The 26,688-nt window shown below is 30.8% G+C and carries 22 protein-coding genes and 1 pseudogene; 6 read left to right on the plus strand and 17 right to left on the minus strand.

Annotated features, from left to right (window positions below; genetic code table 11):
* Positions 1 to 33 precede the first annotated feature (33 nt).
* On the minus strand, positions 34 to 375 hold the full coding sequence (locus tag ACXIHB_RS01450; RefSeq protein ID WP_462098720.1) for a LysR family transcriptional regulator: 342 nt from the start codon (positions 373 to 375) through the stop codon (positions 34 to 36).
* Between the two features lie 150 nt (positions 376 to 525).
* Between ACXIHB_RS01450 and ACXIHB_RS01455 the strand changes: the two genes are divergently transcribed.
* Positions 526 to 1,254, plus strand: coding sequence for an SDR family oxidoreductase (locus ACXIHB_RS01455; RefSeq protein ID WP_462098721.1), 729 nt, complete (start codon positions 526 to 528; stop codon positions 1,252 to 1,254).
* A gap of 107 nt (positions 1,255 to 1,361) precedes the next feature.
* Here ACXIHB_RS01455 and fumC read toward each other — a convergent pair whose 3' ends face one another.
* Positions 1,362 to 2,765 (minus strand): class II fumarate hydratase, encoded by a 1,404-nt coding sequence (gene fumC, locus ACXIHB_RS01460; protein WP_462098722.1) that lies wholly within the window; start codon positions 2,763 to 2,765, stop codon positions 1,362 to 1,364.
* A 145-nt stretch (positions 2,766 to 2,910) separates the two neighbouring features.
* Here fumC and ACXIHB_RS01465 point away from each other — a divergent pair, with 145 nt between their 5' ends.
* Positions 2,911 to 3,099 (plus strand): hypothetical protein, encoded by a 189-nt coding sequence (locus tag ACXIHB_RS01465; protein WP_462098723.1) that lies wholly within the window; start codon positions 2,911 to 2,913, stop codon positions 3,097 to 3,099.
* Between the two features lie 171 nt (positions 3,100 to 3,270).
* On the opposite strand, the gene ACXIHB_RS01470 is transcribed toward ACXIHB_RS01465, so the two are convergent.
* The 7 genes and pseudogenes from ACXIHB_RS01470 to ACXIHB_RS01500 form a co-directional block, all read right to left on the minus strand.
* On the minus strand, positions 3,271 to 5,742 hold the full coding sequence (locus tag ACXIHB_RS01470) for a TonB-dependent receptor (RefSeq protein WP_462098724.1): 2,472 nt from the start codon (positions 5,740 to 5,742) through the stop codon (positions 3,271 to 3,273).
* Between the two features lie 78 nt (positions 5,743 to 5,820).
* Complete coding sequence (locus ACXIHB_RS01475; RefSeq protein WP_462098725.1) at positions 5,821 to 7,233, minus strand: ArnT family glycosyltransferase; 1,413 nt, start codon at positions 7,231 to 7,233, stop codon at positions 5,821 to 5,823.
* Positions 7,214 to 7,996 carry a glycosyltransferase gene (locus ACXIHB_RS01480; protein ID WP_462098726.1) on the minus strand — a complete coding sequence of 261 codons (783 nt, stop codon included), beginning with the start codon at positions 7,994 to 7,996 and terminating at the stop codon, positions 7,214 to 7,216. The genes ACXIHB_RS01475 and ACXIHB_RS01480 overlap by 20 nt, the downstream gene beginning before the upstream one ends.
* A gap of 406 nt (positions 7,997 to 8,402) precedes the next feature.
* Entirely contained in the window at positions 8,403 to 8,858 is a 456-nt protein-coding gene (locus tag ACXIHB_RS01485; protein ID WP_462098727.1) for a helix-turn-helix domain-containing protein, read from the minus strand.
* Positions 8,859 to 8,944: 86 nt separating this feature from the next.
* Entirely contained in the window at positions 8,945 to 9,394 is a 450-nt protein-coding gene (locus ACXIHB_RS01490; protein WP_462098728.1) for a hypothetical protein, read from the minus strand.
* A gap of 153 nt (positions 9,395 to 9,547) precedes the next feature.
* Positions 9,548 to 11,419, minus strand: a complete 1,872-nt coding sequence (yidC, locus tag ACXIHB_RS01495; RefSeq protein WP_462098729.1) for a membrane protein insertase YidC — start codon at positions 11,417 to 11,419, stop codon at positions 9,548 to 9,550.
* 194 nt (positions 11,420 to 11,613) lie between these two features.
* Positions 11,614 to 13,235: pseudogene (locus tag ACXIHB_RS01500) on the minus strand (CTP synthase).
* Positions 13,236 to 13,464: 229 nt separating this feature from the next.
* Here ACXIHB_RS01500 and rpmH point away from each other — a divergent pair.
* From rpmH to ACXIHB_RS01515, 3 genes are all read left to right on the plus strand, one after another.
* The gene (rpmH, locus tag ACXIHB_RS01505) at positions 13,465 to 13,626 is read left to right on the plus strand and encodes a 50S ribosomal protein L34 (RefSeq protein ID WP_028891113.1); all 162 of its coding nucleotides are present in this window, start codon (positions 13,465 to 13,467) and stop codon (positions 13,624 to 13,626) included.
* Positions 13,627 to 13,729: 103 nt separating this feature from the next.
* Positions 13,730 to 16,582, plus strand: a complete 2,853-nt coding sequence (carB, locus tag ACXIHB_RS01510; RefSeq protein WP_462098730.1) for a carbamoyl-phosphate synthase large subunit — start codon at positions 13,730 to 13,732, stop codon at positions 16,580 to 16,582.
* A gap of 144 nt (positions 16,583 to 16,726) precedes the next feature.
* Complete coding sequence (locus ACXIHB_RS01515; protein ID WP_462098731.1) at positions 16,727 to 17,248, plus strand: flavodoxin; 522 nt, start codon at positions 16,727 to 16,729, stop codon at positions 17,246 to 17,248.
* Positions 17,249 to 17,270: 22 nt separating this feature from the next.
* Here the strand turns inward: ACXIHB_RS01515 and ACXIHB_RS01520 are convergent, their stop codons facing one another.
* Both ACXIHB_RS01520 and ACXIHB_RS01525 read right to left on the minus strand, forming a co-directional pair.
* The gene (locus tag ACXIHB_RS01520) at positions 17,271 to 17,822 is read right to left on the minus strand and encodes an acyl-CoA thioesterase (RefSeq protein WP_047789001.1); all 552 of its coding nucleotides are present in this window, start codon (positions 17,820 to 17,822) and stop codon (positions 17,271 to 17,273) included.
* Complete coding sequence (locus ACXIHB_RS01525) at positions 17,812 to 18,198, minus strand: hypothetical protein (RefSeq protein WP_047789000.1); 387 nt, start codon at positions 18,196 to 18,198, stop codon at positions 17,812 to 17,814. The genes ACXIHB_RS01520 and ACXIHB_RS01525 overlap by 11 nt, the downstream gene beginning before the upstream one ends.
* Positions 18,199 to 18,302: 104 nt before the next feature.
* Here ACXIHB_RS01525 and ACXIHB_RS01530 point away from each other — a divergent pair, with 104 nt between their 5' ends.
* Positions 18,303 to 19,478 (plus strand): putative sugar nucleotidyl transferase, encoded by a 1,176-nt coding sequence (locus ACXIHB_RS01530; protein ID WP_173360772.1) that lies wholly within the window; start codon positions 18,303 to 18,305, stop codon positions 19,476 to 19,478.
* 41 nt (positions 19,479 to 19,519) lie between these two features.
* Here ACXIHB_RS01530 and ACXIHB_RS01535 read toward each other — a convergent pair whose 3' ends face one another.
* From ACXIHB_RS01535 to ACXIHB_RS01560, 6 genes are all read right to left on the minus strand, one after another.
* Positions 19,520 to 21,850, minus strand: coding sequence for a TonB-dependent receptor plug domain-containing protein (locus ACXIHB_RS01535; RefSeq protein WP_462098732.1), 2,331 nt, complete (start codon positions 21,848 to 21,850; stop codon positions 19,520 to 19,522).
* A 42-nt stretch (positions 21,851 to 21,892) separates the two neighbouring features.
* Complete coding sequence (locus ACXIHB_RS01540; protein WP_047788997.1) at positions 21,893 to 22,807, minus strand: FecR family protein; 915 nt, start codon at positions 22,805 to 22,807, stop codon at positions 21,893 to 21,895.
* A gap of 82 nt (positions 22,808 to 22,889) precedes the next feature.
* A complete protein-coding gene (locus ACXIHB_RS01545) occupies positions 22,890 to 23,408 on the minus strand; it encodes an RNA polymerase sigma factor (protein WP_462098733.1) in 519 nt (172 codons plus the stop codon).
* A 62-nt stretch (positions 23,409 to 23,470) separates the two neighbouring features.
* A complete protein-coding gene (locus tag ACXIHB_RS01550) occupies positions 23,471 to 25,255 on the minus strand; it encodes a M14 family metallopeptidase (RefSeq protein WP_462099326.1) in 1,785 nt (594 codons plus the stop codon).
* Positions 25,239 to 25,691, minus strand: coding sequence for a pantetheine-phosphate adenylyltransferase (gene coaD / locus ACXIHB_RS01555; RefSeq protein ID WP_047788995.1), 453 nt, complete (start codon positions 25,689 to 25,691; stop codon positions 25,239 to 25,241). The genes ACXIHB_RS01550 and coaD overlap by 17 nt, the downstream gene beginning before the upstream one ends.
* Positions 25,691 to 26,674 carry a D-alanine--D-alanine ligase gene (locus tag ACXIHB_RS01560; protein WP_462098734.1) on the minus strand — a complete coding sequence of 328 codons (984 nt, stop codon included), beginning with the start codon at positions 26,672 to 26,674 and terminating at the stop codon, positions 25,691 to 25,693. Before ACXIHB_RS01560 ends, coaD begins: the two co-directional genes overlap by 1 nt.
* Between the last annotated feature and the right edge of the window lie 14 nt (positions 26,675 to 26,688).

The following is a 26,688-nucleotide window of genomic DNA, read 5'->3' on the forward strand; positions in this document are numbered from 1 at the left end:
TACAATGATTTACTGTCCAAAATACATTACTATTTAATTCATAACCTTTTTTATAAATTGTAGTTTGTATTCTTGTGGTAAACTATCTGCAATACCAATTTTAACCTCATTTTTAAACGCACTTTTTGTAAATATGTTAGGTAAATCATTTAATTCATTTAAAATTCTTTTAGCTATGGGGTATAGGTAGTGTGCTTCGTTTGTAGGCTCGACACCTCGTTGATGTCTTTTAAATAAAGTACAATTCATTTTACTCTCAAATAATTTTATTCCGTTAGAAATATTAGGTTGAGAAACAAAACATTTATTGGCCGCACGTGTAAGGTTTTTTTCTTCATATACAGCAATAAAAAACTTTAATAAACGCTCTTCCATTATAATTATAAATTATGATTAAGATACAAAAATAGTATTTTGAGTAGTTTTTTTTGAAATGTACCTTTGTAAAAGCTAATAAAATAGTTAGCTAGTAGTAAAGTTGAATTTAAATTAGTATAAAAAATAATTATAACAAAGGAATGATTTATGGAAGATAAAAAATTAGTAGTTATTACTGGAGCTAGTTCTGGTTTTGGGTTAGAAATGGCTAAAATGTTTGCAGAAGACGGATACCCTCTTTTATTATTAGCAAGAAGGGTAGAAAAGATGGAGGCTTTAAATTTACCTCATACCTTGTGTAAAAAAGTTGATGTAACTGATAAAACGGGATTAGAAAAAGCAATAAGAGCGGCTGAAGCTGTTTATGGAGAAACTGATTTATTGATAAATAATGCGGGGGTTATGTTATTAGGATCCCTTGAAACACAAAATGCCAATGAATGGCAAAAAATGTTAGATGTTAATGTAATGGGAGTGATGCATGGTATGCAAACAGTAATACCAGGTATGAAGGCACGTAAAGGTGGAACTATAATAAATTTGTCATCTATGGCAGGCTATCAAGCTTTTGAAAATCATGCAGCATATTGTGCTAGTAAGTTTGGTGTTCGTGGGTTAACACAAACAGCGAGATTAGAGTTATCTCCCTTTAACGTGCGAGTGATAACAATTGAACCTGGTGCGGTTAAAACAGAATTGCTCGAGCATACTACGGATGATACAATAATTAAAGGATATAATGAGTGGAAAGAGAGTGTAGGAGCTGTTAATATTACTGCTAAAGATGTTGCTAAGACTATAAAGTTTGCATATGAGTTACCACAATCTGTGTTGTTAAGAGAAATTGTTATTTGCGATACTATGCAAGATGCTTAGTCTTTTCTTTTAGGGTAACATTATTTTAGAATGAGACAATACAATATGCAATAAAAAAACCACAACAAAATGTTGTGGTTTTTTTATATCTATGGTAAGTAAGGCTTTTATGATTTTAAGCTACCTGTCATATCTTCTGGTTTTACCCATTCGTCATACTGTTCTGGAGTTACGTATCCTAAACGTACTGCTTCTTCTTTTAAAGTAGTTCCGTTTGCGTGTGCTGTATTTGCAATCTCAGCAGCTTTGTAATATCCAATTTTAGTATTTAATGCCGTAACTAACATTAATGAGTTATTTAATAACTCAGTGATTCTTGTTTGGTTTGGTTCAATACCAGCAGCACAGTTTACATCAAACGATACACAAGCATCCCCAATTAATTGAGCCGATTGTAATACGTTAGCTGCCATCATAGGTTTAAAAACGTTTAATTCGTAGTGACCTTGAGTACCACCAACAGTTACCGCAACATCGTTACCCATTACTTGTGCACAAACCATAGTCATAGCTTCTGCCTGAGTTGGGTTTACTTTTCCTGGCATAATAGAAGATCCTGGTTCATTTGCAGGAATAATGATTTCTCCAATTCCTGAACGAGGTCCGGAAGCCATTAAACGAATATCATTTGCTATTTTATTTAATGAAACGGCTAATTGTTTTAGCGCTCCGTGAGTTTCAACTAATGCGTCATGAGCAGCTAAAGCTTCAAATTTATTTTCAGCAGTTATAAATGGTAGTCCTGTAAACTCAGCAATGTATTTAGCAACTAACACATCGTAACCAGCAGGTGTATTTAATCCAGTTCCTACCGCTGTTCCACCCAACGCTAATTGTGCTAAATGTGCTAAGGTGTTTTTTAAAGCGTTTAACCCGAAGTTTAATTGAGCAACATATCCAGAAAACTCTTGACCTAAGGTTAGGGGAGTAGCATCCATTAAATGTGTACGCCCAATTTTCACCACATCTTTAAAAGCTTCAGCTTTTGTTTGTAAAGTATCACGCAATTGTTCAACACCAGGAATGGTTACTTCTACAATTTTTTTGTAGGCAGCAATGTGCATTCCAGTAGGGAAGGTATCGTTAGAAGATTGCGATTTGTTTACATCGTCGTTTGGTTGGATGGTTTTTTCACCTTCACCAATTACATTCCCAGCGATTTCGTGAGCACGGTTAGCAATAACTTCGTTTACATTCATGTTAGATTGTGTACCAGAACCTGTTTGCCAGATTACTAATGGGAATTGGTCGTTGTGCTTTCCAGCTAATATTTCATCACATACTTGTGCAATCAAATCACGTTTTTCAGTAGCTAATACACCTAACTCAGCGTTAGTGAAAGCAGCTGCTTTTTTTAAGTATGCAAATCCATATACAACTTCTAATGGCATAGAGGCAGCAGGACCAATTTTAAAATTGTTACGAGAACGCTCGGTTTGTGCTCCCCAATATTTATCAGCAGGAACTTCTACTTGTCCCATTGTATCTTTCTCAATTCTATATTTTGTCATTTGGAATGATTTAAAATGCTTAAAATTAATGATGTTCAAAATTACAAATTCTAATAGTTTTTAATAGTGATTTTTATCAGATTTTATTGGATGAAAAGAAAAATAGTTATAATTTTGTGGCATAACAATTATTAATAAGAAACAAATGTTAGATTTTTCAGAATTTTCAGGATTGGTATTATTCATGTTTATTTTTACAGCTGGATTTTGGTTGTTAATTTTCTTATTAACATTTGTAGTTCCTTACTGGATTGGTGGAACTATCTGGGAAAACATGAAGTTGAAAAAGAAGCTAAAAAAGCTGCTGAAGAGGGTAAGTAAGCTTTTAATATGATATAATAAAAATGCTCGCAATTTTGCGAGCATTTTTTATTTATAAAGTTTTTACGATTTTAACTAAGTTGTTATAAAATCCAACTTAGTTAAAAATAACATAGAGAGTTAAAAATTTATAATAAAAAAATAGGAAGTGTTTTTAACTTCCTATTCTTCGTCTTGATTTAGTTTAGCCCCCAAAATCTTCGCCACCACCGTCAAATTCACGTTCTGGACGCTCTCTTTTTTTCTTTTGGTTAAAGCGATAGGTAAAGCTTAATGTTATTTGACGCTCACGCCATTGGAAAGAACCGTCGTTAATAGTGTTAAGTAATCCCTCATCATCATATAGAAAAGTAGTGCTTTCTCGCTTACGAGTGTTAAATAAATCGCTCACATTTAATACCAATGAAGCTTTTTCTTTAAACAAGTCTTTACTCAGGGCAAGGTTAGCAGAAAACATTCCTTTTCTATTATCTTGAGCTGTTGCTTGTGCTCCACGATACATTAAGCGTGTTTGCCATTGTAGTTTCCAAGGTAAGGTAATCCTTGAGTTAAAACGTGCAAACCAGCTACTTTCATTTACCTCGTCTAAAGGGGTTGTTACTTGGTCTCCATTAGCAGCGGTATATACGTATGCAAAAGCATCTGTATTAAATTTAAAGTAATTAAATGAAGCTGATAATCGTACCTTTTTAGTAGGATTATAGTTAGTTGTAAATTCAAACCCATAACGACTTTCATTGTTAAGGTTCACTGGTTGTCTAACTGTTACGTTAGTTGTTTCTCCTTCTATAACTCTTTGTTCTAAAATAGATACACCTTGCATAATATCGGTAGAGTATTGATAATATAAAGAAGCTCCTAAGTTTAGCTTACTTATACGTGTGTTATAGCCAAAGTCTACAGAATTAGTAAAGGTAGGATCTAAGTCAGGGTTTCCTCTAAATACATTGGTTGCAGAACTTCTGGTTTCAAATGGGTTTAGAAACCAATGACGTGGTCTACGTAACCTTCTACTATACCCTAATGAAATGTTATCACTATCATTGATTTCATACCCTAGGTTTACTGTTGGAAACCACTCTGTATAATTCTTTTCTTTAAACTGGTCGGTTGTAAACACTGTTAAATCAATATCAGTAACTTCTGCTCTTAAACCTAACAGGTATGAAAACTTATCAATTTTACTTCCAAACTGAGTATAGAACGCATAAATATTTTGTTTGAATTCAATTGCATTTGAAGGATCGTTCGGTAATGGATTTCCAAGGGCATCACGTACTCTAAAGTCTGAATTTAAATCTTGTAAGGTGACTTTGTGTCCAGCTTCAAACTGACTTTTTTCTCCAATAGGCAATACATAATCTATTTGAAAAAGGCGATCTTTAGAGGTTGTTGTTTGTCTATTTCGCTCAGAAAGGTTTCTGTCAACAAAAATATCGGCAGGCTCAAATTCATCACTTTCACCGTATTGTAAATCTATAATTAGTTTTTGTCCTTTATCATCAATATTATTTGTATAGTTTAAAGAGTATTGTATATCTGTATTTTCTTCTTTCTCGTTTTCTATTCTTACCTGTTCTTTCGTTATAACTCTATTATTATCAAAAAAAGTAGTATTGTTGGTAGCTACATCATCATCTTTAGAATCTCTATAAAAGAAAGTTCCGGTAATAGAACTTTTATCATTAATGTAGTATTCTAACCCTAAGGATCCGTTATAGTTATTACTCTTTCTATCAAAAACTCTGTCTTCATCTCTATAACTAGTAATATCACCATCTTTGTTGAAGTTTGTGAAAAAACTATTAGAGTTACCAGGTCCGTTTCTGTAGGAATAAGCTAGGTTTGAAAAGAGATTAAACTTTTTTGTTCTGTAATTAAGATTTGGAGAAATACTTACCATATCAGGATTTCCTAAAGTTAGGTTTACAGAGCCATTAAAACCTGTGATTTTTCCTTTCCTAAGAATAATATTTAAAATACCAGCTGTACCTTCAGCGTCGTAACGAGCAGAAGGAGAAGTGATAACTTCTACTTTTTCAATAGCGTCTGCAGGTAAATTTCTAAGAGCGTCTGTTCCTGTTAAGCCTACTAAAGCAGAAGGTTTACCGTCTATTAAAATACGAACATTTTCGTTACCGCGTAGACTAATAGCTCCTTCTGCGTCTACATTAACAGAAGGGACGTTATCTAAAACATCAGATGCATTTCCTCCTTTTACAGTCATATCTTTACCAACGTTGTATATTTTTTTATCTAAACGTATTTCTACTGTCGATTTTTCTGCTATTATTTCAATTTCATCTAATGTCTCGGCGTCTTCGGATAGTAATATATTTCCTAAGTTTTTATTTTGACTTAAATCATGATTTCCTAAACTTTTAGTTTTGAACCCTATAAATTCAACTTTTATATTGTACGTGCCAGATGAAGCATCGATTGAGAAGTTTCCGTTAACGTCTGTAACACCTCCAATAACTTGGTTTGTGTTGGTGTTTGTTAATACTAAAGTTGCATATTCTAAAGGTTGCTTAGAGTTTGTTTCTAAGACCTTACCCGTTAAAGTAATTTTAGAAGCAATACCTTTTGTAGTACGCTGAGCAACAGCTGTAAAACTAATAAGTAAAATAAAAAGTAGTGTAAGTTTTTTCATCATGTTAATTTATAAAGCTTGTTTGACAACAAATCTGCCTAAAAGTTTAATGGAGGTTAGTTAAAAGAATGTTAAATAGAATTATCTTATTTTCCTAAAGTATCCATAAATGCTTTTTTTATGATTTTTATCAAGTAGTTGTAGTTTTTTTTGTGTAGATAGAGATAGTTTTTTAAACTCTTTGTTGCTTATTATGAGTCTAAAAGAATTGGTATTAAAGGTTGTTTTCTCAAGTAACTTTTCGGTTGAAATACTTTTTATTTTTCCTTCTGAATAAAATTGACTAGAGTAGCTTTTTTCTTTAAAATGAAAGGTTTTATTGCCTACTAGTACATTGTTTTCTATTAAATATTTATCTGTAGGAGCAAAGTACCTTGTGTATTTTAAAATGCTAGCAGGAATGATTAAGATTAGTGATGTAATGGGAATAATTAATGCTAATTTTAAAAGTAGCTTTTTTTTCTTAAAGGTATGAAACCAATGAGTAATTAAAAGAGCTATTGGAACCATTGTAGGTAGAATATAAGGATGTATAAGACTTTTAGAAAAAGTAAAAAAGAGGGGAGTCCAAAATAACCAAAGAGTTAAAAAACAGACCCACTTATTTTGAAAGAGTATTTTGCGATTTTTCCATAGTTTGTACAATGTTATTTGAATCCATTTAAGAGCAAAGAATAATAAGAAAACCCATATAACTCCTATAGGTTGTGATTTTGGAAATCCATATTTATCTCCTGACCAACTTGAATCAAAAAAACGTTTAAAGTGCTCGCCGATAATAAAGTAATTTATAAAACCAGGAGAATTTATTTCAGCTAATATATACCAAGGTAGTGCAATAGCTAAAATAAGTAGTACCCCAGTTGTCAAATGAACTCTCTGTAGAAAGATTCTTGTTTTTTTATAAATAAGAATCCAAATAAAAATTGGAGGAATCGTAAGAATTAAAACGATAGGTCCTTTAGCTAATAAACCAAAGCCAAGACCAATAAATAAAAGGTATTTCCAATACCATTGTGCTTTATTTAGCATCGCTTCCCAAAAACTAAGCATAGTTAAAGTTATACAAAAAGCCAAAGCTGTATCAGTAGAAACAACACCAGCATGTAGTAAAAATTCTGGTGTAGTGAGTAATATAAATCCTGGAAGAAAAAAAGGATGTTGTACTCTTTTCGCATATTTACCTACTAAAAAAATCATAGCTATAGTTAATAGTAAATAAGGAAATCTGGCTGTAAATTCATTTACACCAAAAATATTAAAACTCAGAGCTGATAACCATGTAGATAGGGGAGGTTTTGCCCAAAAAGGGATTCCATAATCTATTTGGGGAGTAATCCAATTACCTGTTTCTGCCATTATACGGGCAATTTCAGCATAGCGTGCTTCCGTTTTATCCATTAATGGAAGTACAGAGTTAAGGTATCCTCTTAAAATTAATAACCCTATAACGGCATACCTAAAAAAAATGTGTTTATTTAAGTATTGTTTCATGTTGTATAACAAGTTGTTTGCGATTATTTTTATAAGTTTTACCAATGTTTCGTAAATCAATCCAGAGTTTAAAGAAGTAGCTTAATGGAATTTTTGAACTATCAGTATCATGCCAAGATTGTAAAGGAATTTCTTTAGCAAGAAGCTTTAATTGATTTCTTTCATAAATAGTTATTAATCGATGGAATAATTCGACGTCGAATAACCAACGAGAAATAAATTTATCTTGGAAAAGAAGAAAGCTTAGTGATTGTTTAAAGACTTTGCAACCGCACTGTGTATCGTATACTTTTAATTGGAGTTGTTTAGAGATAAGGGTAGCAATAGTTCTACCAATTAAAAAACGATATAATTTTCTTTGAATGGTGCTGTCTAATTTTGCAATACGAGATCCAAAAGCAAAATAAGTTGTTTCAGAAATGTTTTTACTAATATGAACACACTCTTCTAATGAGGTTGATAAATCAGCATCTAAATAAGCAATCTTTTCAGTATGAAATTTATTTACACATTGTAAAACACCAGTTCTAATAGCTTCTGCCTTTCCTAAGTTTTTAGGTTGATTCATTAAAAATACTTGAGTAGGAGTATAACTTTTGATTTTTTCTAAAACTTGATTTGTAGTGTCTGTAGAACCGTCGTTGACAAAGTATATAAGAACATTCTTGTGGTTTTGTAGGAAATTTGTATAAGAATTGACCTTAAGTCGTTTGGCTTCATTGTAACAGGGAATTACAATAACTAAATTAAAATTTGTATTCATGTTTAATAATTTAAGTAATAATGTTACATAGATTTAGATTTTTAGAAATATGATTTTTATCCTCAAAAATTTATATAGTAGCTATTACTTTATTGACACCTTTAAAGGATTTAATATCCCGAAGTATGCTTAGAAAATTAAGAGCTTTTTATCATGAGAGATTTGTAAACTCGCTTGTAGGTAGTTTACTAAAAATGAATTTTGGTTCAAAAGTATATAGAGAAACTATTGTTTGAAAATAGTATAAGTACAGAATACGTTTTATAGACGTATTTCGTGTTTTTTAGACGTTAGCTGTTTGTTTTTATTGTCTTATGTTCTTATTCTTAAAAAGAAAAAATCGTTCAAAATAAGCTTTATGAACGATTGTAAACTTTGTTTGTTATTTTAAAGTAGGAGAATTATCTTAGTTAGAAGTTTGTATGTTTAATAGTTTTTTGTATTGACTGGGAGTTATACCTTTTAGTTTTTTGAAAATAGTATTAAAAGATGATTTTGAACTAAACCCAACTTCATAAGCAATTGCTAAAAGTGTATAGTTTTTATATGAGTCTTTTTTTAGACAAGTTATAAATTCTTCTACACGATTTTTATTCAAAAAATCTTGAAATCCAGTTTTCATATGAATGTTTAAAACTTCAGAAATTTGCTGTCTTGGAACTCCTAATTCTTTAGCTACTTCATCAACTGTTATTTTTTGATATTTAAACCATTTTTCTTCTACAATTAAACGGTGTAAAGCAGCTTTTAAATGTGTTATAGAAGTGTTATTTAGATTAGTAGACTTATAACTATTACTTTGATGTTTTGGCAGTATTGATTTTGGAGTAATAATTAACTTGTATAGTACAAAATAAAACAAAAATATAATAATGAGTATTGTACCATAACTATCTAAGAAGTAAGGAGCGTCATGAGATTTGGTAAGTAGAAAGTTAAATTCACTTATTATAAAGATAAAACTAAAGGGGATAATAAAAAAAAGGAGCCATTTTTTTCTTTATTATTTTTTATAATGTCATATATAGTATAAATAAGGATCCCTATAAAAATAAATTCTATAACCTCTTCAAGAATTATGAAGATTAAGTTGTTAGAAAGAGCAGAAAATTCTTCAGAAAAATGAATAAGAATGTTTAATAAATATGGGGTAAAAAATAAAAAAACTTTTTTGTCAACTTTCTTTTTGTCTGATTTATGATAAAGAACAAATAAGAAGAAAGTTGTAATAATAAGAGGCTCATGAAAGAAAAACCAATTAGAATTTTCAGTAAACAAATTATAATTATCATCACCAATTGTAAATAGAAGTGCCGAAACAACAAAACTAAATAACAACCAAAAATTAACTTTGTTGTATTCTTTTTTTCTTTGAAATAAAATAAAAAGTAAAAACATTCCTTGTAATAAAGCTGCTATCTGAATGGTTTTAAGCATTTGTATTCTTTAGTATTTGTAATATTTATAAAAGCAAATTAGTAATAATATTTTTTGTTCTATACATAAAAAATCCCAAAATATTGTTTTGGGATTTTTTTATATTAAGTGTCTCTATTTTTTATTTTTAGCCCGTTGCTGTGCAGCTTGTTGTTCTTGAGCTTGTTTCATGGCGGCATCTAAACGCTCACGGAATTTACTCTTTTTAACAGGTTTCTTTTTGTTCTCTTCAATTTTAGCATGAATCTTAGCTTCATCAATAACATAGTTCTTAATAACAAACATGATTATGATGGTTAATAAGTTTGAGATAAAATAGTACAAACTTAATCCACTAGCATAGTTATTAAAGAAGAATAACATCATAATAGGAGAGAAGTAAATCATCCATTTCATCATCTTACTCATGTCAGGCATTCCTTCTTGAGTAGGAGCTTGCATATTAGCTTGCTGGCTTTGGTTCATTTTCATGTAGAAGAAAATAGCTACAGAAGCTAAAATTGGAAATAAACTTACGTGGTCTCCATAGAAAGGAATTTTAAATGGTAATTTAAAAATAGTATCATATGAAGATAAGTCATTAGCCCATAAGAAACCTTCTTGTCTAAAATCAATATTGGTAGGGAAAAATTTGAATAAAGCAAAGAACACAGGCATTTGCATTAATGCGGGTATACAACCAGACATCATGCTCACTCCTGCTTTTCGCTGTACAGCCATAATTTCTTGCTGACGCTTCATAGCGTTTTCTTTCCCAGGATACTTTTTATTGATTTCTTCCATTTCTGGACGAATCACTTTCATTTTAGCACTTGATAGGTACGATTTGTATAATACAGGAGACATTATAATACGTACTACGATTGTCATTAAAATGATAATTAATCCGTAGTTACCAATAAATCCTTTTAGCATGTTAAAAACAGGGTAGAATACAGTACGGTTTAAGAAACCAAAAATTCCCCAACCTAAATCAGCAATTTCGTCTAAGCTAGTCCCTTTATAAGATTTTAATAAATTATAATCTGTAGGCCCGTAAAACCATTGCATATTATAATTTAATTCTCCGTTTGTTAAAGCTAATGGAGTTTTTAATCCGTAAGTTTTAGTGTACAGACTATCTTTATCTTCACCTGCAAAGTCAACAGATTTCAAAGTGGCATTACTAAACGGTGTATCAGATGTTAAAATAGAAGAAAAGAAGTGTTGTTTATAAGCAACCCAATCAATATCACTCACAACATCATCATCGTTCATTTGTAAGTAATCTACTTCATCGTCGGCTTTATAATAGTAGTAAGAGTACATGTTTTCGGTTTTCAAACTCTTTTCGTGTCTAAAACCTTTTAAACTCCAATCTAAATTTATTTCTTGTGAACTATTAATAGTATTACTCAACCCTTGTGAACGAACGGCAAAACCTACACGGTAATCACCTTTTTTCATTTCGTAGCGGTATTCTAAAAACTTAGATTCAGAAACCTTTAACTTCATAGAAAGTACTTGTGTATCTCCATTTTTGGTTAGAGTAGGAGTAAATAGTAAATCTTTAGTATTTAAAATTCGGTTATCAGTAGTTCCGAAGTTGATATTGAAAGAAGCATTATTATCTTTAACCAAGTATAGAGGTAAAGAATCGTATGTTTTGTAGTTTTTAACTAAAGCTTCGATGATTTGCCCCCCTTTGTTATCAATAGTTAACTTAACAACGTCATTTTCTAATGTTGTGTTTCCTTTTTGGCTTTTTGAAGCTCCGTATGCAAAAGCACCAAACTTATTTCGTAAAGCAATTTGCTGTAACGAGTCGTTTACAATTACATTATCGGTTAAATTGTTTTCAGTGTTAGTAGCATTAGTAGTTTGCTCTGTCTGGGTAGTAGCTTCAGGAGTTTCTTCTGGCTTTTGAGTATTCATCCACCAAAGCATAATTCCTCCTAATAAAAGCATTCCTATGAAGGAATTTAAATCAAATTTTTTTTGTTCCATTGATATATGTTAAAATGTCAACTTGTCATTTAAAGTTTTTCTTAAAAGCTGAAAAACCCGACAAAGGTAGTAAAACCCTATAGTTTTTTTGAGGTTTTACGGTGAATAATTTTTTAGTAATGGTAGTTCAAACAGTATTCCAATTTTTATAAACAATAAAAAATCCTGTAAACTTAATTACAGGATTTTAAAATTTATTTCTTTGATTGTTTTAAAGCCGCTTTAATAAAGCTAACAAACAATGGATGCGGATTCAACACCGTACTCTTGTATTCTGGGTGATATTGAACTCCAACAAACCAAGGGTGAGAGTCAATCTCAACAATTTCTACTAACCCTGTTTTAGGGTTAACACCTGCTGTTTTCATACCAGCATTTTCTAATCGTTCTTTGTAGTCGTTATTGTATTCGTATCTATGACGATGGCGCTCACTAATTAATTCTTCTTTGTAAGCTTGAAAAACCTTAGAATCTTGTGTTAATTGACAGTCCCAAGCTCCTAAACGCATAGTACCACCTTTTTCAGTAACATCTTTTTGCTCTTCCATTAAATTAATTACTGGGTGTGCTACATCAGGATTCATTTCTGTGGAGTTAGCGTCTTTTAAATTTAACACACGTTGCGAGCAAACTCAATAACAGCCATTTGCATACCTAAACAAATCCCTAAGAAAGGTATATTGTTTTCACGTACATATTGTACTGCTGCTATTTTACCTTCAATTCCTCTATCACCAAATCCAGGAGCAACTAGTACACCGTTTAAACCTTCTAGTTGTTTAGCAGCGTTTTCAGGTGTTAACTCTTCAGAATGAATCCAACGAACGTTAACCTTTGTTTTATTAGTAGTTGCAGCTCCTGCATGAATAAATGCTTCTGTAATTGATTTATACGAATCGTGTAATTCAACATATTTTCCAACCAAACCAATTTCAATACTAGAGGTAGGATTTTTATGACGCTCTAAAAACTTATTCCAAGTTTTTAAGTTAGGCTGTTTACGTGTAGATAGGTTTAATTTATCTAAAACAACATAATCTAACCCTTCTTTAAACATAAGGTTAGGAACATCGTAGATAGTTTCAGCATCTAATGACTGTATTACATTTTGTTTTTTAACATTACAAAATAATGCTAATTTGCGTTTAATATCATCAGAAATTTCGTGTTCCGAACGGCATACTAATATGTCAGGACTCACACCACTTTGCATTAATGTTTTTACAGAATGTTGTGTAGGTTTTGTTTTTAATTCACCAGCGGCTGCTAAGTAAGGTACTAGGGTTAGGTGTATAACAATTGCATTATCTTCTCCTAAATCCCATTGTAATTGACGAACAGCTTCTATATATGGTAAAGATTCAATATCACCAACCGTTCCTCCAATTTCAGTTATAACAATATCATAATCGCCAGTATTTCCTAAAATTTGAACTCTGCTTTTAATTTCATCAGTAATATGAGGAATAACCTGAACGGTTTTTCCTAAAAACTCTCCCTTACGCTCTTTGTCTATTACAGATTGATATATTCTACCTGTAGTTACATTGTTAGCTTGTGAAGTAGGAATGTTTAAGTAACGTTCGTAGTGTCCTAAATCTAAGTCGGTTTCAGCTCCATCATCAGTTACATAACATTCTCCATGTTCGTATGGGTTTAATGTTCCTGGATCTATATTAATATATGGATCTAACTTCTGAATGGTTACAGAGTATCCTCTTTCTTGTAATAATTTGGCTAGAGAAGCGGCAATAATTCCTTTCCCTAGTGATGAAGTTACGCCTCCGGTTACAAAAACGTATTTTGTGTTGTTCATGGTACTGTTAGGTTTGCGCAAAAGTAAGAAGTCTGGCAATTAGAACAAATAAAAAAGATAAAAAACGTGCAGAAAAATTATGTATGTTTGTCAAACAAACTTTTTTTGAAAAAAAATAAAATAAGGGTTTGTCAGACTGAAAAACTGTTGTATATTTGCCCACGCTTTTAGCAGACGGAATTTCACAAAAGCAAAACATTTTTAAAGAAGATATTTAAGATATACTGTAATGAGTAAAAGAACGTACCAACCATCGAAAAGAAAAAGAAGAAACAAACACGGTTTCCGCGAAAGAATGGCTTCTGCTAATGGACGTAAAGTATTAGCTAGAAGAAGAGCAAAAGGAAGAAAAAAGTTGTCTGTTTCATCTGAATCTAGACCAAAGAAATAATGATTAACTATTGTTAATATTTTAAAGGCGTTACTATTAAGTATCGCCTTTTTTTATAACCAAACAATTTTTATTTTTACATCACAACACAACACAAACTAAAATGCCTAAAAGACAAGACCTTAAATCGATTTTAATTATTGGATCAGGACCAATTGTTATTGGTCAAGCATGTGAATTTGATTATTCAGGATCTCAAGCGTTAAGATCTTTGAGAGAAGATGAAATTGAAACTATCTTAATTAATTCTAACCCTGCAACAATTATGACAGATCCTTCGATGGCTGACCATGTATACTTGTTGCCACTTAACACAAAGTCTATTGTTCAAATTTTAAAAGAACACCCACAAATTGATGCTGTTCTACCAACAATGGGAGGGCAAACAGCACTAAACCTTTGTATTGAAGCTGATGAAAAAGGAATTTGGGAAGATTTTGATGTTGAAATTATAGGAGTAGATATTGACGCTATTAATATTACAGAGGATAGAGATAAGTTTCGCTTATTAATGGAAGAAATAGGGGTGCCTATGGCTCCTCAAGCTACTGCAACATCATTCTTAAAAGGAAAAGAAATAGCACAAGAATTCGGATTTCCATTATGTATTAGAGCGTCGTTTACTTTAGGAGGAGCGGGAGCATCTATCGTATATGATGAGAAAGAGTTTGAAGAATCATTATCTAGAGGATTAGAAATTTCTCCGATTCACGAAGTAATGATTGATAAAGCAATGATGGGATGGAAAGAATACGAGTTAGAATTATTACGTGATGATAATGATAATGTTGTAATTATCTGTTCTATTGAAAACATGGATCCAATGGGAATCCACACAGGAGACTCTATTACAGTAGCTCCAGCCATGACATTATCGGATAAGACGTTCCAAAAAATGCGTGACATGGCAATTAAAATGATGCGTTCTATTGGTGAGTTTGCAGGAGGATGTAACGTTCAGTTTGCGGTTTCACCAGACGAGAAAGAAGATATTATTGCGATTGAGATTAATCCACGTGTATCTCGTTCATCAGCATTAGCATCAAAAGCAACTGGGTACCCAATTGCAAAGATTGCTGCTAAATTAGCAACTGGTTATACTTTAGATGAGTTAGATAATCAAATAACGAAGTCTACTTCAGCTTTATTTGAACCAACATTAGATTATGTAATTGTAAAAATACCTCGTTGGAACTTTGATAAGTTTGAAGGTTCTGATAGAACTTTAGGTTTACAAATGAAAGCGGTTGGTGAAGTAATGGGGATCGGACGTTCGTTCCAAGAAGCATTACACAAAGCAACGCAATCGTTAGAAATTAAACGTAACGGAATTGGAGCTGATGGTAAAAGTTATACAGATTATAACCAAATTAAAGACAAGTTAAAATATGCTTCTTGGGGATGTGTATTTGCTATCTATGACGCTATTCAAATAGGAATGCCGCTGAGTAAAATCCATGAAATCACTAAGATTGATATGTGGTATTTACGTCAATATGAAGAGTTGTATATGTTAGAAAAAGAAATTTCTACCTATACTATTGATACCCTTGACAGAGAGCTTTTATTAGAAGCCAAACAAAAAGGATATGGAGATCGTCAAATCGCTCACATGTTAGGATGTTTAGAAAGTGAAGTGTATAAAAAGCGTGAAGAATTAAAAATAAAGCGTGTATACAAGTTGGTAGATACTTGTGCTGCAGAGTTTAAAGCACAAACTCCTTACTATTATTCAACATTTGAAAGTGAAATTGAAACTGCTGAAGGTGAAGTTTCTGTGTCAAATGAAAGTGTGGTGTCCGATAAGAAAAAAGTAATAGTATTAGGTTCTGGACCAAACAGAATAGGTCAGGGAATCGAGTTTGATTACTGTTGTGTTCATGGGGTTTATGCTGCAAAAGAATGTGGTTACGAAACCATAATGATTAACTGTAATCCTGAAACTGTTTCTACTGATTTTGATACGGCAGATAAATTATACTTTGAGCCAGTTTTTTGGGAACATATCTACGATATAATCAAGCATGAAAAGCCAGAAGGGGTTATTGTTCAATTAGGTGGACAAACAGCTTTAAAGTTAGCAGAGAAACTAGAGCGTTACGGGATTCCAATTTTAGGAACAAGCTATAAAGCATTAGATTTAGCTGAAGATAGAGGAAGTTTTTCAACTTTATTAAAAGAAAATAACATTCCTTATCCAGAATTTGGAGTTGCAGAAAATGCAGATGAAGCTTTAGCTTTAGCTGACGAGTTAGACTTTCCAATTTTAGTACGTCCATCATATGTACTTGGAGGGCAAGGAATGAAGATAGTGATTAATAAAGAAGAGTTATTAGAGCATGTAGTAGATTTATTACGAAAAATTCCTAATAACAAATTATTATTAGATCATTACTTAGAAGGAGCAATTGAAGCAGAAGCAGATGCGATTTGTGATGGTGAAAATGTATATATCATAGGAATTATGGAGCATATTGAGCCTTGTGGAATTCACTCAGGAGATTCAAATGCAACTTTACCAGCGTTCAACTTAGGGGAATTAGTATTAGAGCAAATTAGAGAGTACACTAAAACAATTGCTTTAGCACTTGATACTGTTGGGTTGATTAACATTCAGTTTGCGATTAAAGATGATAAAGTATATATTATTGAAGCAAATCCACGTGCTTCTCGTACAGTTCCATTTATAGCAAAAGCTTATAAAGAACCTTATGTAAACTATGCTACAAAGGTAATGTTAGGAGAGAAGAAAGTAACTGATTTTGAATTCAATCCTCAGTTAGAAGGTTTTGCAATTAAACAACCAGTATTCTCTTTTAACAAGTTCCCAAATGTAAATAAGAACTTAGGACCTGAGATGAAATCAACAGGAGAAAGTATTTTATTTATAGATTCACTTAGAGATGATGCCTTTTACGATTTATATGCAAGACGTAAAATGTATTTAAGTAAATAAAAGCATTTTAGAATAATAATATAGAAAATCCGAAGTAAATATGCTTCGGATTTTTATATTTTATATAGGACAATATTAAACTTATTTACTTTCTAAGTATAATTTCTTACTGTATATTTGTTATTTAAAATAAATCTAAATAAAATGAACAGAATAGGATTAATTTATGGTTCTGATACAGGAATGACTGAAGAAATTGTAAGTTCAATAGTTGATGATTGGCAGGCATCTGAAATAGAAGTTATTGAAGTTTCTAACATGAAGAAGGAAGATTATAATCGGTTTGATAAATTTATTTTAGGTTTATCAACTTGGTACGATGGCGATTTACAAAGCGATTGGGAGACCTATTATGAAAATGAGTTTCAAACTATTGATTTTACAGGAAAGAAAGTGGCTATTTTTGGATTAGGAGATCAATATGGTTATGGTGAATATTTTGTTGATGGTGTAGGAATTTTAGCTAAAAATGTGGTTAAAAATGGAGGCCAACTTATTGGAAAATGGTCGTGCAAGGAGTATGATTTTGAAGAGTCAAAAGCTCAAATAGAAGAAGATAAAGACTATTTTTATGGTTTAGCTCTCGACGAGGATAATGAACCTGAAAAAACACCAGATAGATTAGCGAATTGGCTTAATCAAATAGAAAAAGAGTTTGACTTGTAAGCTTTCTTTTTGTGTTTAAATTTTATTTTAAATCAATCTTAACATTATAATTTTTTAATTCTTCAATGTAGTTTTGAGCAGTAAAATTATTATTATCAAATTTTTCTTGTCTATTCTTTTTCATTTTAATTCTGTGTATAGCTTCTAAAAATCGACGCATTTCATTGTCATCATTAATAATAATTCCTGGTACTTCAGCATTATCACCGTTGTCTTTTTTTGCTACCATTGTAAAATAAGAAGAATTACAATGTTTGGTCTTTCCAGTTTGTATATTTTGTGCTTCTACGCGTATACCAACTACCATCGAAGTTTTACCTACATAGTTAATAGACGCTTTCATGGTAACTAATTCGCCTACTTCAATAGGGTTTATAAAGTTAACGGTATCTACAGATGCTGTTACGCAATAGGTACCTGAATGTTTAGAGGCGCATGCAAAAGCAATCTGATCCATTAGCTTTAAAATATATCCACCGTGAATTTTGCCACTAAAATTGGCATGAGAAGGAAGCATTAACTCAGAAATAGTAATGCGAGTATCTTCTATATTTCTATAAATATTATTGTTCATTATCTTTTCTTATTCCTCTAAAATGAGGAGATTGTTCTTCTTCAACATGGGTTATAAAATACTTTGTATCACCTAACCAAAAGAAAGTACCAAAACGTTCTTTGTAAGTAACTTTTACATAACGACCTTGATATTCTTGAAGTTTTTTTATGACTTCCTTTTGATTGTCCTCTACAGAAAAGGCAAAAATTTGCGCTCCAGAAATACCTTGGCTAATTTCACCCTCCCATGTTTTTACTACCACACCTTTGTAGCTAATTTTAATAAGTTCACCAGAGCGAACCCCTTCACTATAAGGAACAAAATAAATAAAAGCATAGTATAGTGCTGCTATAAGAGCAATACCAATTAAAATTAATCCTAAAATTTTTTTCATAGTAAGATATTGAAGAATATATAATAACAAAAGTAAGGTTTATATTTTGACTTGTAAAATGAATTGAAAGTGGTAAGTTTGTGTTGCTTCAAAAAATGATTAATATGAACTATATTTTATTTGATGGTGATGTACGTACAGCTCTACTACCATTTACATATACACGACCAGTAGCTGATATTAGAGTAGGTATTTTAACTATTAGAGAAAAGTGGGAAAAATATTTAGGCTTAACAACAACTACCGTAACAGAGGAGTATTTAGAGGAAAAATATCCTATGGTTGAAATGGAAGAAAATGTATTATTAAATGCCTCTTTCTTGCCAACTAAACCTTTGGTTGAAATGGTTAAAAACCTACAAAACAATCAAGCTATTTTTAAAGGTGAAGATGTTATTGCTTTTTATACGACAGATACTCAGGAAGAAGTAGATTTTTCTTCTTATGAACATATAGAGTTTGAAGATGATATAATTCAAATAAAAAATACTTGGGATATTTTTTCGTTAAATGACAAAGCAATTAGAGCTGACTTTGATTTAATAACTGAAGGTAGAAAATCGGAACCAATTCCAGAAACTGTTAATTGTGTTAATAGAAACGATATTTTTGTTGAGAAAGGAGCTAAACTAACTTTTGCAACGTTAAACGCTTCAACTGGACCAATTTATATTGGTAAAAAAGCTGAAATAATGGAAGGAGTAGTTGTACGAGGTGCTTTAGCTATGTGTGAAAACTCAGTATTAAAATTGGGAGCTAAAATATACGGAGCTACTACTTTAGGACCTTATTGTAAAGTAGGAGGAGAGGTGAACAACTCAGTATTATTTGGGTATTCAAATAAAGGACACGATGGGTTTTTAGGAAATTCAGTATTAGGCGAATGGTGTAATATTGGAGCTGATAGTAATAATTCTAACCTTAAAAATAATTATGCAGAAGTTAAGTTGTGGAATTATGAAACAGGACGTTTCGCTAAAACTGGATTACAATTCTGTGGTTTGATGATGGGAGATCATTCAAAATGTGGAATTAACACAATGTTTAATACAGGAACAGTTGTTGGTGTTTCTGCGAATATTTTTGGAAGTGGATTTCCAAGAAATTTTGTTCCTTCATTTAGTTGGGGAGGAGCATCAGGGTTTACAGAATACAAAACAAATAAAGTTTTTGAAGTAGTTGATGTAGTAATGAAAAGACGAGGTATTGAATTTGATGAAAGAGAAAAACAAATTCTAGATCACGTTTTTGAAGAAACAAAACAATACAGAAATTATTAAACCAAAAGGAAGGACTTTACAAAATGTAAAGTCTTTTTTTATTAAAAATTAACTCTAAAAACAAAGTTAGGTGTAATTCCTAGAGATATTTTGTTAACCTCTTTTAACTTATATTCAATTTCATTATCAGAATTTCTAATTGGAATAGCATTATAAGTTCTACTTAAAATATTTTTGTTATTAAAAAGATTAAGTAAAGAGAAGCCCAATTTACCTTTCCAGTTTTTAGAAAAATTAAAAGAATACGTCATAGATGCATCCAATCTACTATAATTAGGAAGTCGAAGCCCATTTATATTGTCTGAATCTATAATAATACGAGGAATTCCTTCATCATCTGTATAAAATCTTTTAACGGCAGTATAGGGATTTCCTGTTCTAAATATCCACCCAAGAGAGAACTCATAGCTGTTTAATTTGTAAGCATGAGACCAAGAAAGATAATTAGTTATATCATGATTTGCAGGAAAAAACTTATTTTCTAAGTCTAAAAATTTAAATTTATTTTTTGTGTATGAATAATTAACCCAAGTTCTATAATTATTAAATTTTTTATTTATAAGTATATCAATACCATGTATTTTACCTTTACCATTAGAAAAGTCATTGGTTTGGTCGTTATAACCACTTGTTTGAGACGTCATACCACTAACTTTTTTATAGTAAGGTTCAATATCAATTTTCCAATTATTTTTATTAAAAAGTATTCCCGCTGAAACCTGTAAGCTTTTTTGTAGAGGAATATTATCATCATTTACTTGAGCCCATATCTGATTTTCTAAATCAAAACCTAATCTGGAAGTTTGAAACTCTATAATTTGACTCAATGTTTGGTGTTTTTGTTCAAAAGAAGCTTTAAAACTTAAGCTTGATGTAAGTTTTTTCTCCAAATATAATCTAGGTTCAAAAACAAATTTATCGATTTTTGAAAAGTAATTCAATCGTATGCCAGAATTTATATTCCAGTTATTGTTATCATATATATATTCCGTAAAAATTGAATGTGTATTGTTTGTAACTTTATCTTTTTGTATCGAAGAGTTCCTATTTCCTTCTAAGTCTATGAGATATTTTAATTCGTAAGCAGCTTTCGTAGATGTAAAATCATAACCCCAAAATAAATCTGTTTTATCGTTAAAAGAATAATTCATATTGTAGGAAAGCCCAAAATCGGTTAAAGAATTATTTTTAGTTGATAATAAAATTAAATAATCATCTATATAGTTATAGTTTCCTTTATATTTTAATTTAAAGTTAGAAAAATAACTTTTTATATTATGAGTCTTTTTTTCCGAAGATTGTTTATTCCAATTTACACTTACACCGGTATTATGGATTTCTAACTCATCATTATATTTGTCTTTATACCTAGGAATTACAAAATTGTTAAGCATTTGATTATTTGTGTATAAGAAACTAATGTTTAAAGATTCGTCTTTACTAGGGGTGTATATAAATTTTGTGGTATAATCTGAAAAATTAAATTTATTATCTCTACTAAATTTAATGTTTTTATCTATTATTTGACTTTCTTGATTATCATCAAATGTTTGAAAAACACGCATAGACAATTTATCAAAGGTGAAAGTTTTTAAAACATCAGAAAAAGACCTTCTTGCAGAAATAGAAAAAGCAGTTTTTTTTGAAAAAGGAATAGTAAGAAGTGCATCAGCATGCGTCATGTTCAATCCGAAACTTCCAGTTATTTTCTTCGGTATTTTATTTGTAGTTTTAATATCTATTACACCAGATACTCTATTACCATACCTAGCTCCTGTACCGCTTTTAGAAAGGTTAATCTCTTTAGTGGTATAAGGGTTAAATGCTGAAATCATTCCAAAGAAATGACCAGAATAGTACATTTTTATACCGTCCCATAAAACTAAGTTTTGATTGGGAGTTCCACCCCTTATATATATTCCTGCAGCTGTTTCATTAGGACTTTGAACACCAGGAATAATTTTTAAACTTTCTAGTATATCTGGTTCAGTTAAACCAGGTAAAACACCTAATTGTTTTGGAATAATAGATATAGTTCCATTTCTTTTTTTATTAATACCAGAAGTAATATAATTAGTTACAAGAACTTCTTTTAAAAGATTATATTCATTTGATTTAAATGTTGAATTTATTGTTATATAATAATACCGCTCATTAATTTTATTAAAAATTAATGATGTTTGACGTTGAATTTCATTGATAAGATAAACAAGTTCACATTTCTTTTTTTTAAAAGAAATATTTTTATCATTAATGACTTCTGTACTAAAAGAAAATTTTACTTTAAAAAGAGCTTCTGTTTCTTTTAAAACGTTTAATAAAGGAGCATCAATAAAAGAAATGTCTACCTTTTCCTGAGAAAAAATAGACATAGTTAAGCATAAAAAAAGTATACTTAATTTTATCTTCATTTATTAATACGTCAATATAACTGAACTATTTTCTGCTAATTTATAAGAAATTTTCATAGGAGCAAAAACAGTTTGTAACGCTACATCAACATTTTTATGTGTAAAAGTACCTGTAAAACGTTTAGAAGTGTCAACGTTAGAAGTATCGAACTTTAACTTAAATTGATTTTCTAAAGCTTTTATAACTTGATGTAAAGGAGTATTATTAAAAGAGCTTTCTCCTTCTATCCAAGAGGGAACAGAGCCTACAAATTCCCAATTTTCACCAGAGTTATTATAATTCCTATAAGCTTTCCCTTTAGTTAGTATAATTTCTTCTTTACTTTTTGACGTAACTTTAACTTTACCTTCGTAACATTCAATTTCAAAATAATTTTTTGATGTATTTACTGTAAACTTTGTTCCTAGTACAGTTACATTACCTTCATTAGATTTTACAGTAAAAGACTTTCCTTTTTCGACTTCAAAATAAGCTTTTCCTGTCAAAAAAAGCTCTCTTTTATTATTCCAGTTTTGTTTATCATAGCTAATTTCAGACTTAGGTGATAAATATACTATAGAATTATCAGGTAATGTAATAGTTAATTGCTCTCCGTATTTTGTAGAAAAATCAACAGTATTATTATTAAAGTACAAGAAGCTAATTAATAATATAACAGAAGCAACCGCCCCATACATCCATTTAGGAACTAATTGCACTACTTTTTTATTAGCTTTAGATTGTTTGATGTCTGTTTTGAGTTTATTAAAAGCCTCTTCCTTATCATAAAAAGGTGTTTTTAAATTTAGAGAAGCATCATCAATAGCTTTAAATTGATGATAAACATCTGTTTTTTGAAACTCTTTTAATTCTTCCGCTGTTAGCTCATTGGCTATCCATCTTGCTAAAAAGGTTTCTTCTTTATAATTTATATTCATTTTCTAATCTATTCGTGCTATTTGTATTAAAAACAAGTAAAAGATTAATTACCCTACCTAATTAACACAAATATTACTTTTGTTATACTTTACCTATCTGTTCTTTTAAAGTAAGTAATGCTTTACTCATTCTTTTTTCTACAGCTTTTACAGAAACTCCAACAATATCTGCAATTTCAATATACTTTTTCTTATCTATTCTACTAAGCAAAAAAACTTCTCGTTGTTTTTCAGGCAAGTTGGCTATTGCTTTTTTAAGCTTAGTATGAAATTCTTCTTCTTCTAAAATAAAATGAGGAGTTTCATTAGTTTTACCAGAAGAAACATTTTTCTTTTGATGTTCCAAAACAACTTTTTTGTGAGCAACATCGTTTAAAAAATGATTGTTGGCTACTGTATATAGATAAGATTTAGCTTTTTCGAAAACAACTTTAGCACAATTATTCCATAGTTTTATATACGCTTCTTGTACGATATCTTCAGCTTGCTGGAGATCGCCGCATTTGTAATATATATAATTTCTCAATGTTTGTGAATGTTGGTTAAAAACTTCTTCAAAATTTTTTTGCTCACAAACAGATTTTAATGGGTCTTTATTCATTTAAATCAAGTTCCTAATCGGTGACAAATGTATGAAAATGTAACTAAGAGGTTAAAAAATTATCAATATAACTTATAAATTGGTAATTTCTTATGAGCTTTTTCATAATGAGGTGTTTTTTTATAAACCCAATATAATTGTGTTTGCGCATTTTTTGCAAAATCTTCTTCTGTTTTTACTTTTTGAAGAAACTCTTGTTTTAATGAGGGATTGTTATTTAAAAACTCTTCAGCAATATCTTCAAAAACGTAAGAAGAGTATCCCTCTTTTTGTTGCAAAATAGTATCAAAGAAATTCCAGTTGAAGAAAGAATCAATAGCTTCAGCTTCCAAGGTCTCTATTATATAACGTATTCCTGTTTGGTTTGTAGGAATATAAATATCTCCATTATTAAATTTAACTTGCAGACCTCTTGTTTGGGTAACTTCAGTATTGTAGTGTAAATAATGACCTTCGTATGCCGTTTTTCGAGTTTCAAATTCTTTGATGTGCTGAACTTCTACAGTTAATAAGGTGTCTTTTTCAAAACGAGTAAATTCAATTTTATTATTTTCTAATCGTTCTACAACGTCATGCCAACCTTGTTCTAATATATAGGCCTTGGGTATGGCGATTTCTTTGGTAGGAACAAAGTAGTTATAATAAGAAACTTTTTTATTGTAAGGTTTTGTTCTATCATAAAACAAACGTTTTCCATTGGTAACTTTACTGTCTATAAAAGTTCCTTCGTATCCTTTAAAATGAAGAGCAGTAGGATTATTCTTATCAACTGTAAATAGAATAGGATATGTTTTTTTGTTTATTATTTCTTCAACAGCATTTTTTCGTAAATCTTTTATTTTGTTACTGTTTTCTTTGGAAAAGTCTAAAGCAGAAAACAACAATTCATAGGTTTGTTCTACTCTAATTTTATACGGTTTCAACATATGAGTTTCAACCATTAATCCTAAGGTATTGAAGAGGGTAGTGTACCCAGTAGAATATCTAGGTGAATCGAAAAACTGTGACCAACCACTTTCTGGAGTTGTTCCCCAAACATTTACATAAGGAGTAATAATAATTCCTTTCTCAGCCAAAGAATGTTCTATTTCAGGACGCATTTTTGTTTCAATAAACTCACCTAAATTTCCTCCCAATTTATTGTGTTGTGTAAATAGATGTGTAATTGCGTACTGATAATCTGCTCCATTGCTTACATGATTATCTATAAAAACATCTGGATTTACAGTGTGAAAAATCTCAGCAAATGTAGCGGCATTTTTAGTATCTTGTTTAATAAAATCACGATTTAAGTCGTAGTTACGAGCATTTCCTCTAAAACCGTATTCTTTTGGACCATTTTGATTGGCTCTTGTGTGTGAGTTTCTGTTTAGGGAGCCACCAATATTGTATAAGGGAATAACACAAATTAAAGAATTTTTGTACTTGTTTTTTAAAGAATCATTTTGAACGATGTCTCGTAATAATAGCATCGAAGCATCTATTCCGTCAGATTCCCCCGGATGAATACCGTTATTGATTAAAATTCTATTTTTTGAAGAATTTTTAAGTTCTTCAATATTGGTTTTTCCATCAGTATTAAAAACAACTAAATGTAAAGGTTTTCCAATATCTGTAGTGCCTATTTCAAACAATGAAATTTCAGGGTAAGTGTTAGCCAACTCTTCATAAAAAGAAATAACCTCTTTATAAGTAGGAGTCTCCGTTCCGTTTGATGTTTCAAACAGGGTGGTGAATTCGATGTTTTTTTTTGTAGGTTTTTGTTTACAAGCAGTAACTAATATTAGGAGTAATACAAATAGTTTTTTCAAAAGAATAGTTTTAAAAAGTTTAAATTCTAACTGCATCTGGAACCAAGCCTGTGTAGTCTCCATCGTTTCTGATAACATCTCTTACAATAGATGAAGAAATATAGCTTTTACCTGAAGAGGTTAGTAAAAACACAGTTTCAATTTCAGAAAGTTTTCTATTAGTATGTGCGATGGCTTTTTCAAACTCAAAATCGGCAGGATTACGTAAACCTCTTAAAATAAATTGAGCGTCTTGTTCTTTACAAAAGTTTACAGTAAGTCCACTATAAGTAAGTACTTTTATTTTTGGCTCATGCTTAAAAGTTTCTTCAATAAAACGTTGACGCTCCTCTAGAGAAAACATATATTTTTTATCGGCATTCACCCCAATTGCAATAATTAATTCATCAAAAAGGGTAACACCACGTTCAATAATATCTAAGTGTCCTAAAGTAATTGGATCGAAAGATCCAGGAAAAATTGCTCTTTTCATTATATCTTGTCATTTAAAGCCATTTCAATAGCGTTTCCAAATAATTCAGTTAAAGAAATACCCGCATGATTGGCTTGCTGTGGTAAAATACTTGCTTCTGTTAATCCAGGAACAGTATTCATTTCTATAAAATGTGGTTCATCGTTAACTAAAATATATTCAGAGCGAGAAAAACCACGCATATTTAAAATTTCATATACACGTTTGGCTACTTCTTTAACTCTCTTTCTTTGAGAATCAATTAAACGTGCAGGAGTGATTTCTTGAGATTGACCTTCATATTTAGCTTTATAATCGAAGAAATCATTTTCAGAAACAATTTCTGTTATTGGAAGTACTTTTGTTTCTCCTTTGTATTGAATTACTCCAACAGAAACCTCAGTTCCATCTAAAAAGCTTTCAATTAATATTTCAGTATCTTCTTCGTATGCTTTTTCTATAGCAGGTATTAACTCTTCTTTAGTATATACTTTAGATATACCAAAACTAGAACCTGCTCCGTTTGGTTTTACAAAGCAAGGAAGTCCTACTTTTTTAATAAAAGCATCACAATCAATCTCATCACCTTTGTTTAGATATATAGAAACAGCTGTTGCTATTCCGTATTGTTTCACTACACTTAAGGTATCACGCTTATTAAAGGTTAAAGCCATTTGGTAGAATGGGGCAGAGGTGTGTTTTAAACCAATAAGATCAAAGTAAGCTAAGATAATACCGTTTTCGCCTGGTGTACCATGAATAGCATTAAAAACACAATCGAATGTAATTTTTTGCCCACCTATTACAATTGAAAAATCTTCTTTGTTTATTGGATATTCTTCTTCGTTGTCATCAACATGCACCCATTTATTTTCTAAAATATGAACTTTATACGCGTTATATTTTTCTGTATCAATATGTTTGTAAACTACATTACCACTTTTTAGAGAAATTCCTACTTCAGAGGAATAACCTCCCATAATAATAGCGATGTTTTTTTTCACTTCAAATGTATTTC

Source organism: Tenacibaculum sp. IMCC1, assembly GCF_054906355.1.

Coding starts and splice junctions, on each gene's coding strand:
- ACXIHB_RS01545 (WP_462098733.1), bottom strand. CDS start 23,408: ATGAATAAAGACCCATTAAAATCTGTTTGTGAGCAAAAAAATTTTGAA.
- ACXIHB_RS01490 (WP_462098728.1), bottom strand. CDS start 9,394: ATGTTTTTACTTTTTATTTTATTTCAAAGAAAAAAAGAATACAACAAA.
- fumC (WP_462098722.1), bottom strand. CDS start 2,765: ATGACAAAATATAGAATTGAGAAAGATACAATGGGACAAGTAGAAGTT.
- rpmH (WP_028891113.1), top strand. CDS start 13,465: ATGAGTAAAAGAACGTACCAACCATCGAAAAGAAAAAGAAGAAACAAA.
- ACXIHB_RS01450 (WP_462098720.1), bottom strand. CDS start 375: ATGGAAGAGCGTTTATTAAAGTTTTTTATTGCTGTATATGAAGAAAAA.
- ACXIHB_RS01515 (WP_462098731.1), top strand. CDS start 16,727: ATGAACAGAATAGGATTAATTTATGGTTCTGATACAGGAATGACTGAA.
- ACXIHB_RS01535 (WP_462098732.1), bottom strand. CDS start 21,850: ATGTCTATTTTTTCTCAGGAAAAGGTAGACATTTCTTTTATTGATGCT.
- ACXIHB_RS01550 (WP_462099326.1), bottom strand. CDS start 25,255: ATGCAGTTAGAATTTAAACTTTTTAAAACTATTCTTTTGAAAAAACTA.
- ACXIHB_RS01455 (WP_462098721.1), top strand. CDS start 526: ATGGAAGATAAAAAATTAGTAGTTATTACTGGAGCTAGTTCTGGTTTT.
- yidC (WP_462098729.1), bottom strand. CDS start 11,419: ATGGAACAAAAAAAATTTGATTTAAATTCCTTCATAGGAATGCTTTTA.
- ACXIHB_RS01480 (WP_462098726.1), bottom strand. CDS start 7,996: ATGAATACAAATTTTAATTTAGTTATTGTAATTCCCTGTTACAATGAA.
- coaD (WP_047788995.1), bottom strand. CDS start 25,691: ATGAAAAGAGCAATTTTTCCTGGATCTTTCGATCCAATTACTTTAGGA.
- carB (WP_462098730.1), top strand. CDS start 13,730: ATGCCTAAAAGACAAGACCTTAAATCGATTTTAATTATTGGATCAGGA.
- ACXIHB_RS01465 (WP_462098723.1), top strand. CDS start 2,911: ATGTTAGATTTTTCAGAATTTTCAGGATTGGTATTATTCATGTTTATT.
- ACXIHB_RS01475 (WP_462098725.1), bottom strand. CDS start 7,233: ATGAAACAATACTTAAATAAACACATTTTTTTTAGGTATGCCGTTATA.
- ACXIHB_RS01520 (WP_047789001.1), bottom strand. CDS start 17,822: ATGAACAATAATATTTATAGAAATATAGAAGATACTCGCATTACTATT.
- ACXIHB_RS01470 (WP_462098724.1), bottom strand. CDS start 5,742: ATGATGAAAAAACTTACACTACTTTTTATTTTACTTATTAGTTTTACA.
- ACXIHB_RS01540 (WP_047788997.1), bottom strand. CDS start 22,807: ATGAATATAAATTATAAAGAAGAAACCTTTTTAGCAAGATGGATAGCC.
- ACXIHB_RS01530 (WP_173360772.1), top strand. CDS start 18,303: ATGAACTATATTTTATTTGATGGTGATGTACGTACAGCTCTACTACCA.
- ACXIHB_RS01525 (WP_047789000.1), bottom strand. CDS start 18,198: ATGAAAAAAATTTTAGGATTAATTTTAATTGGTATTGCTCTTATAGCA.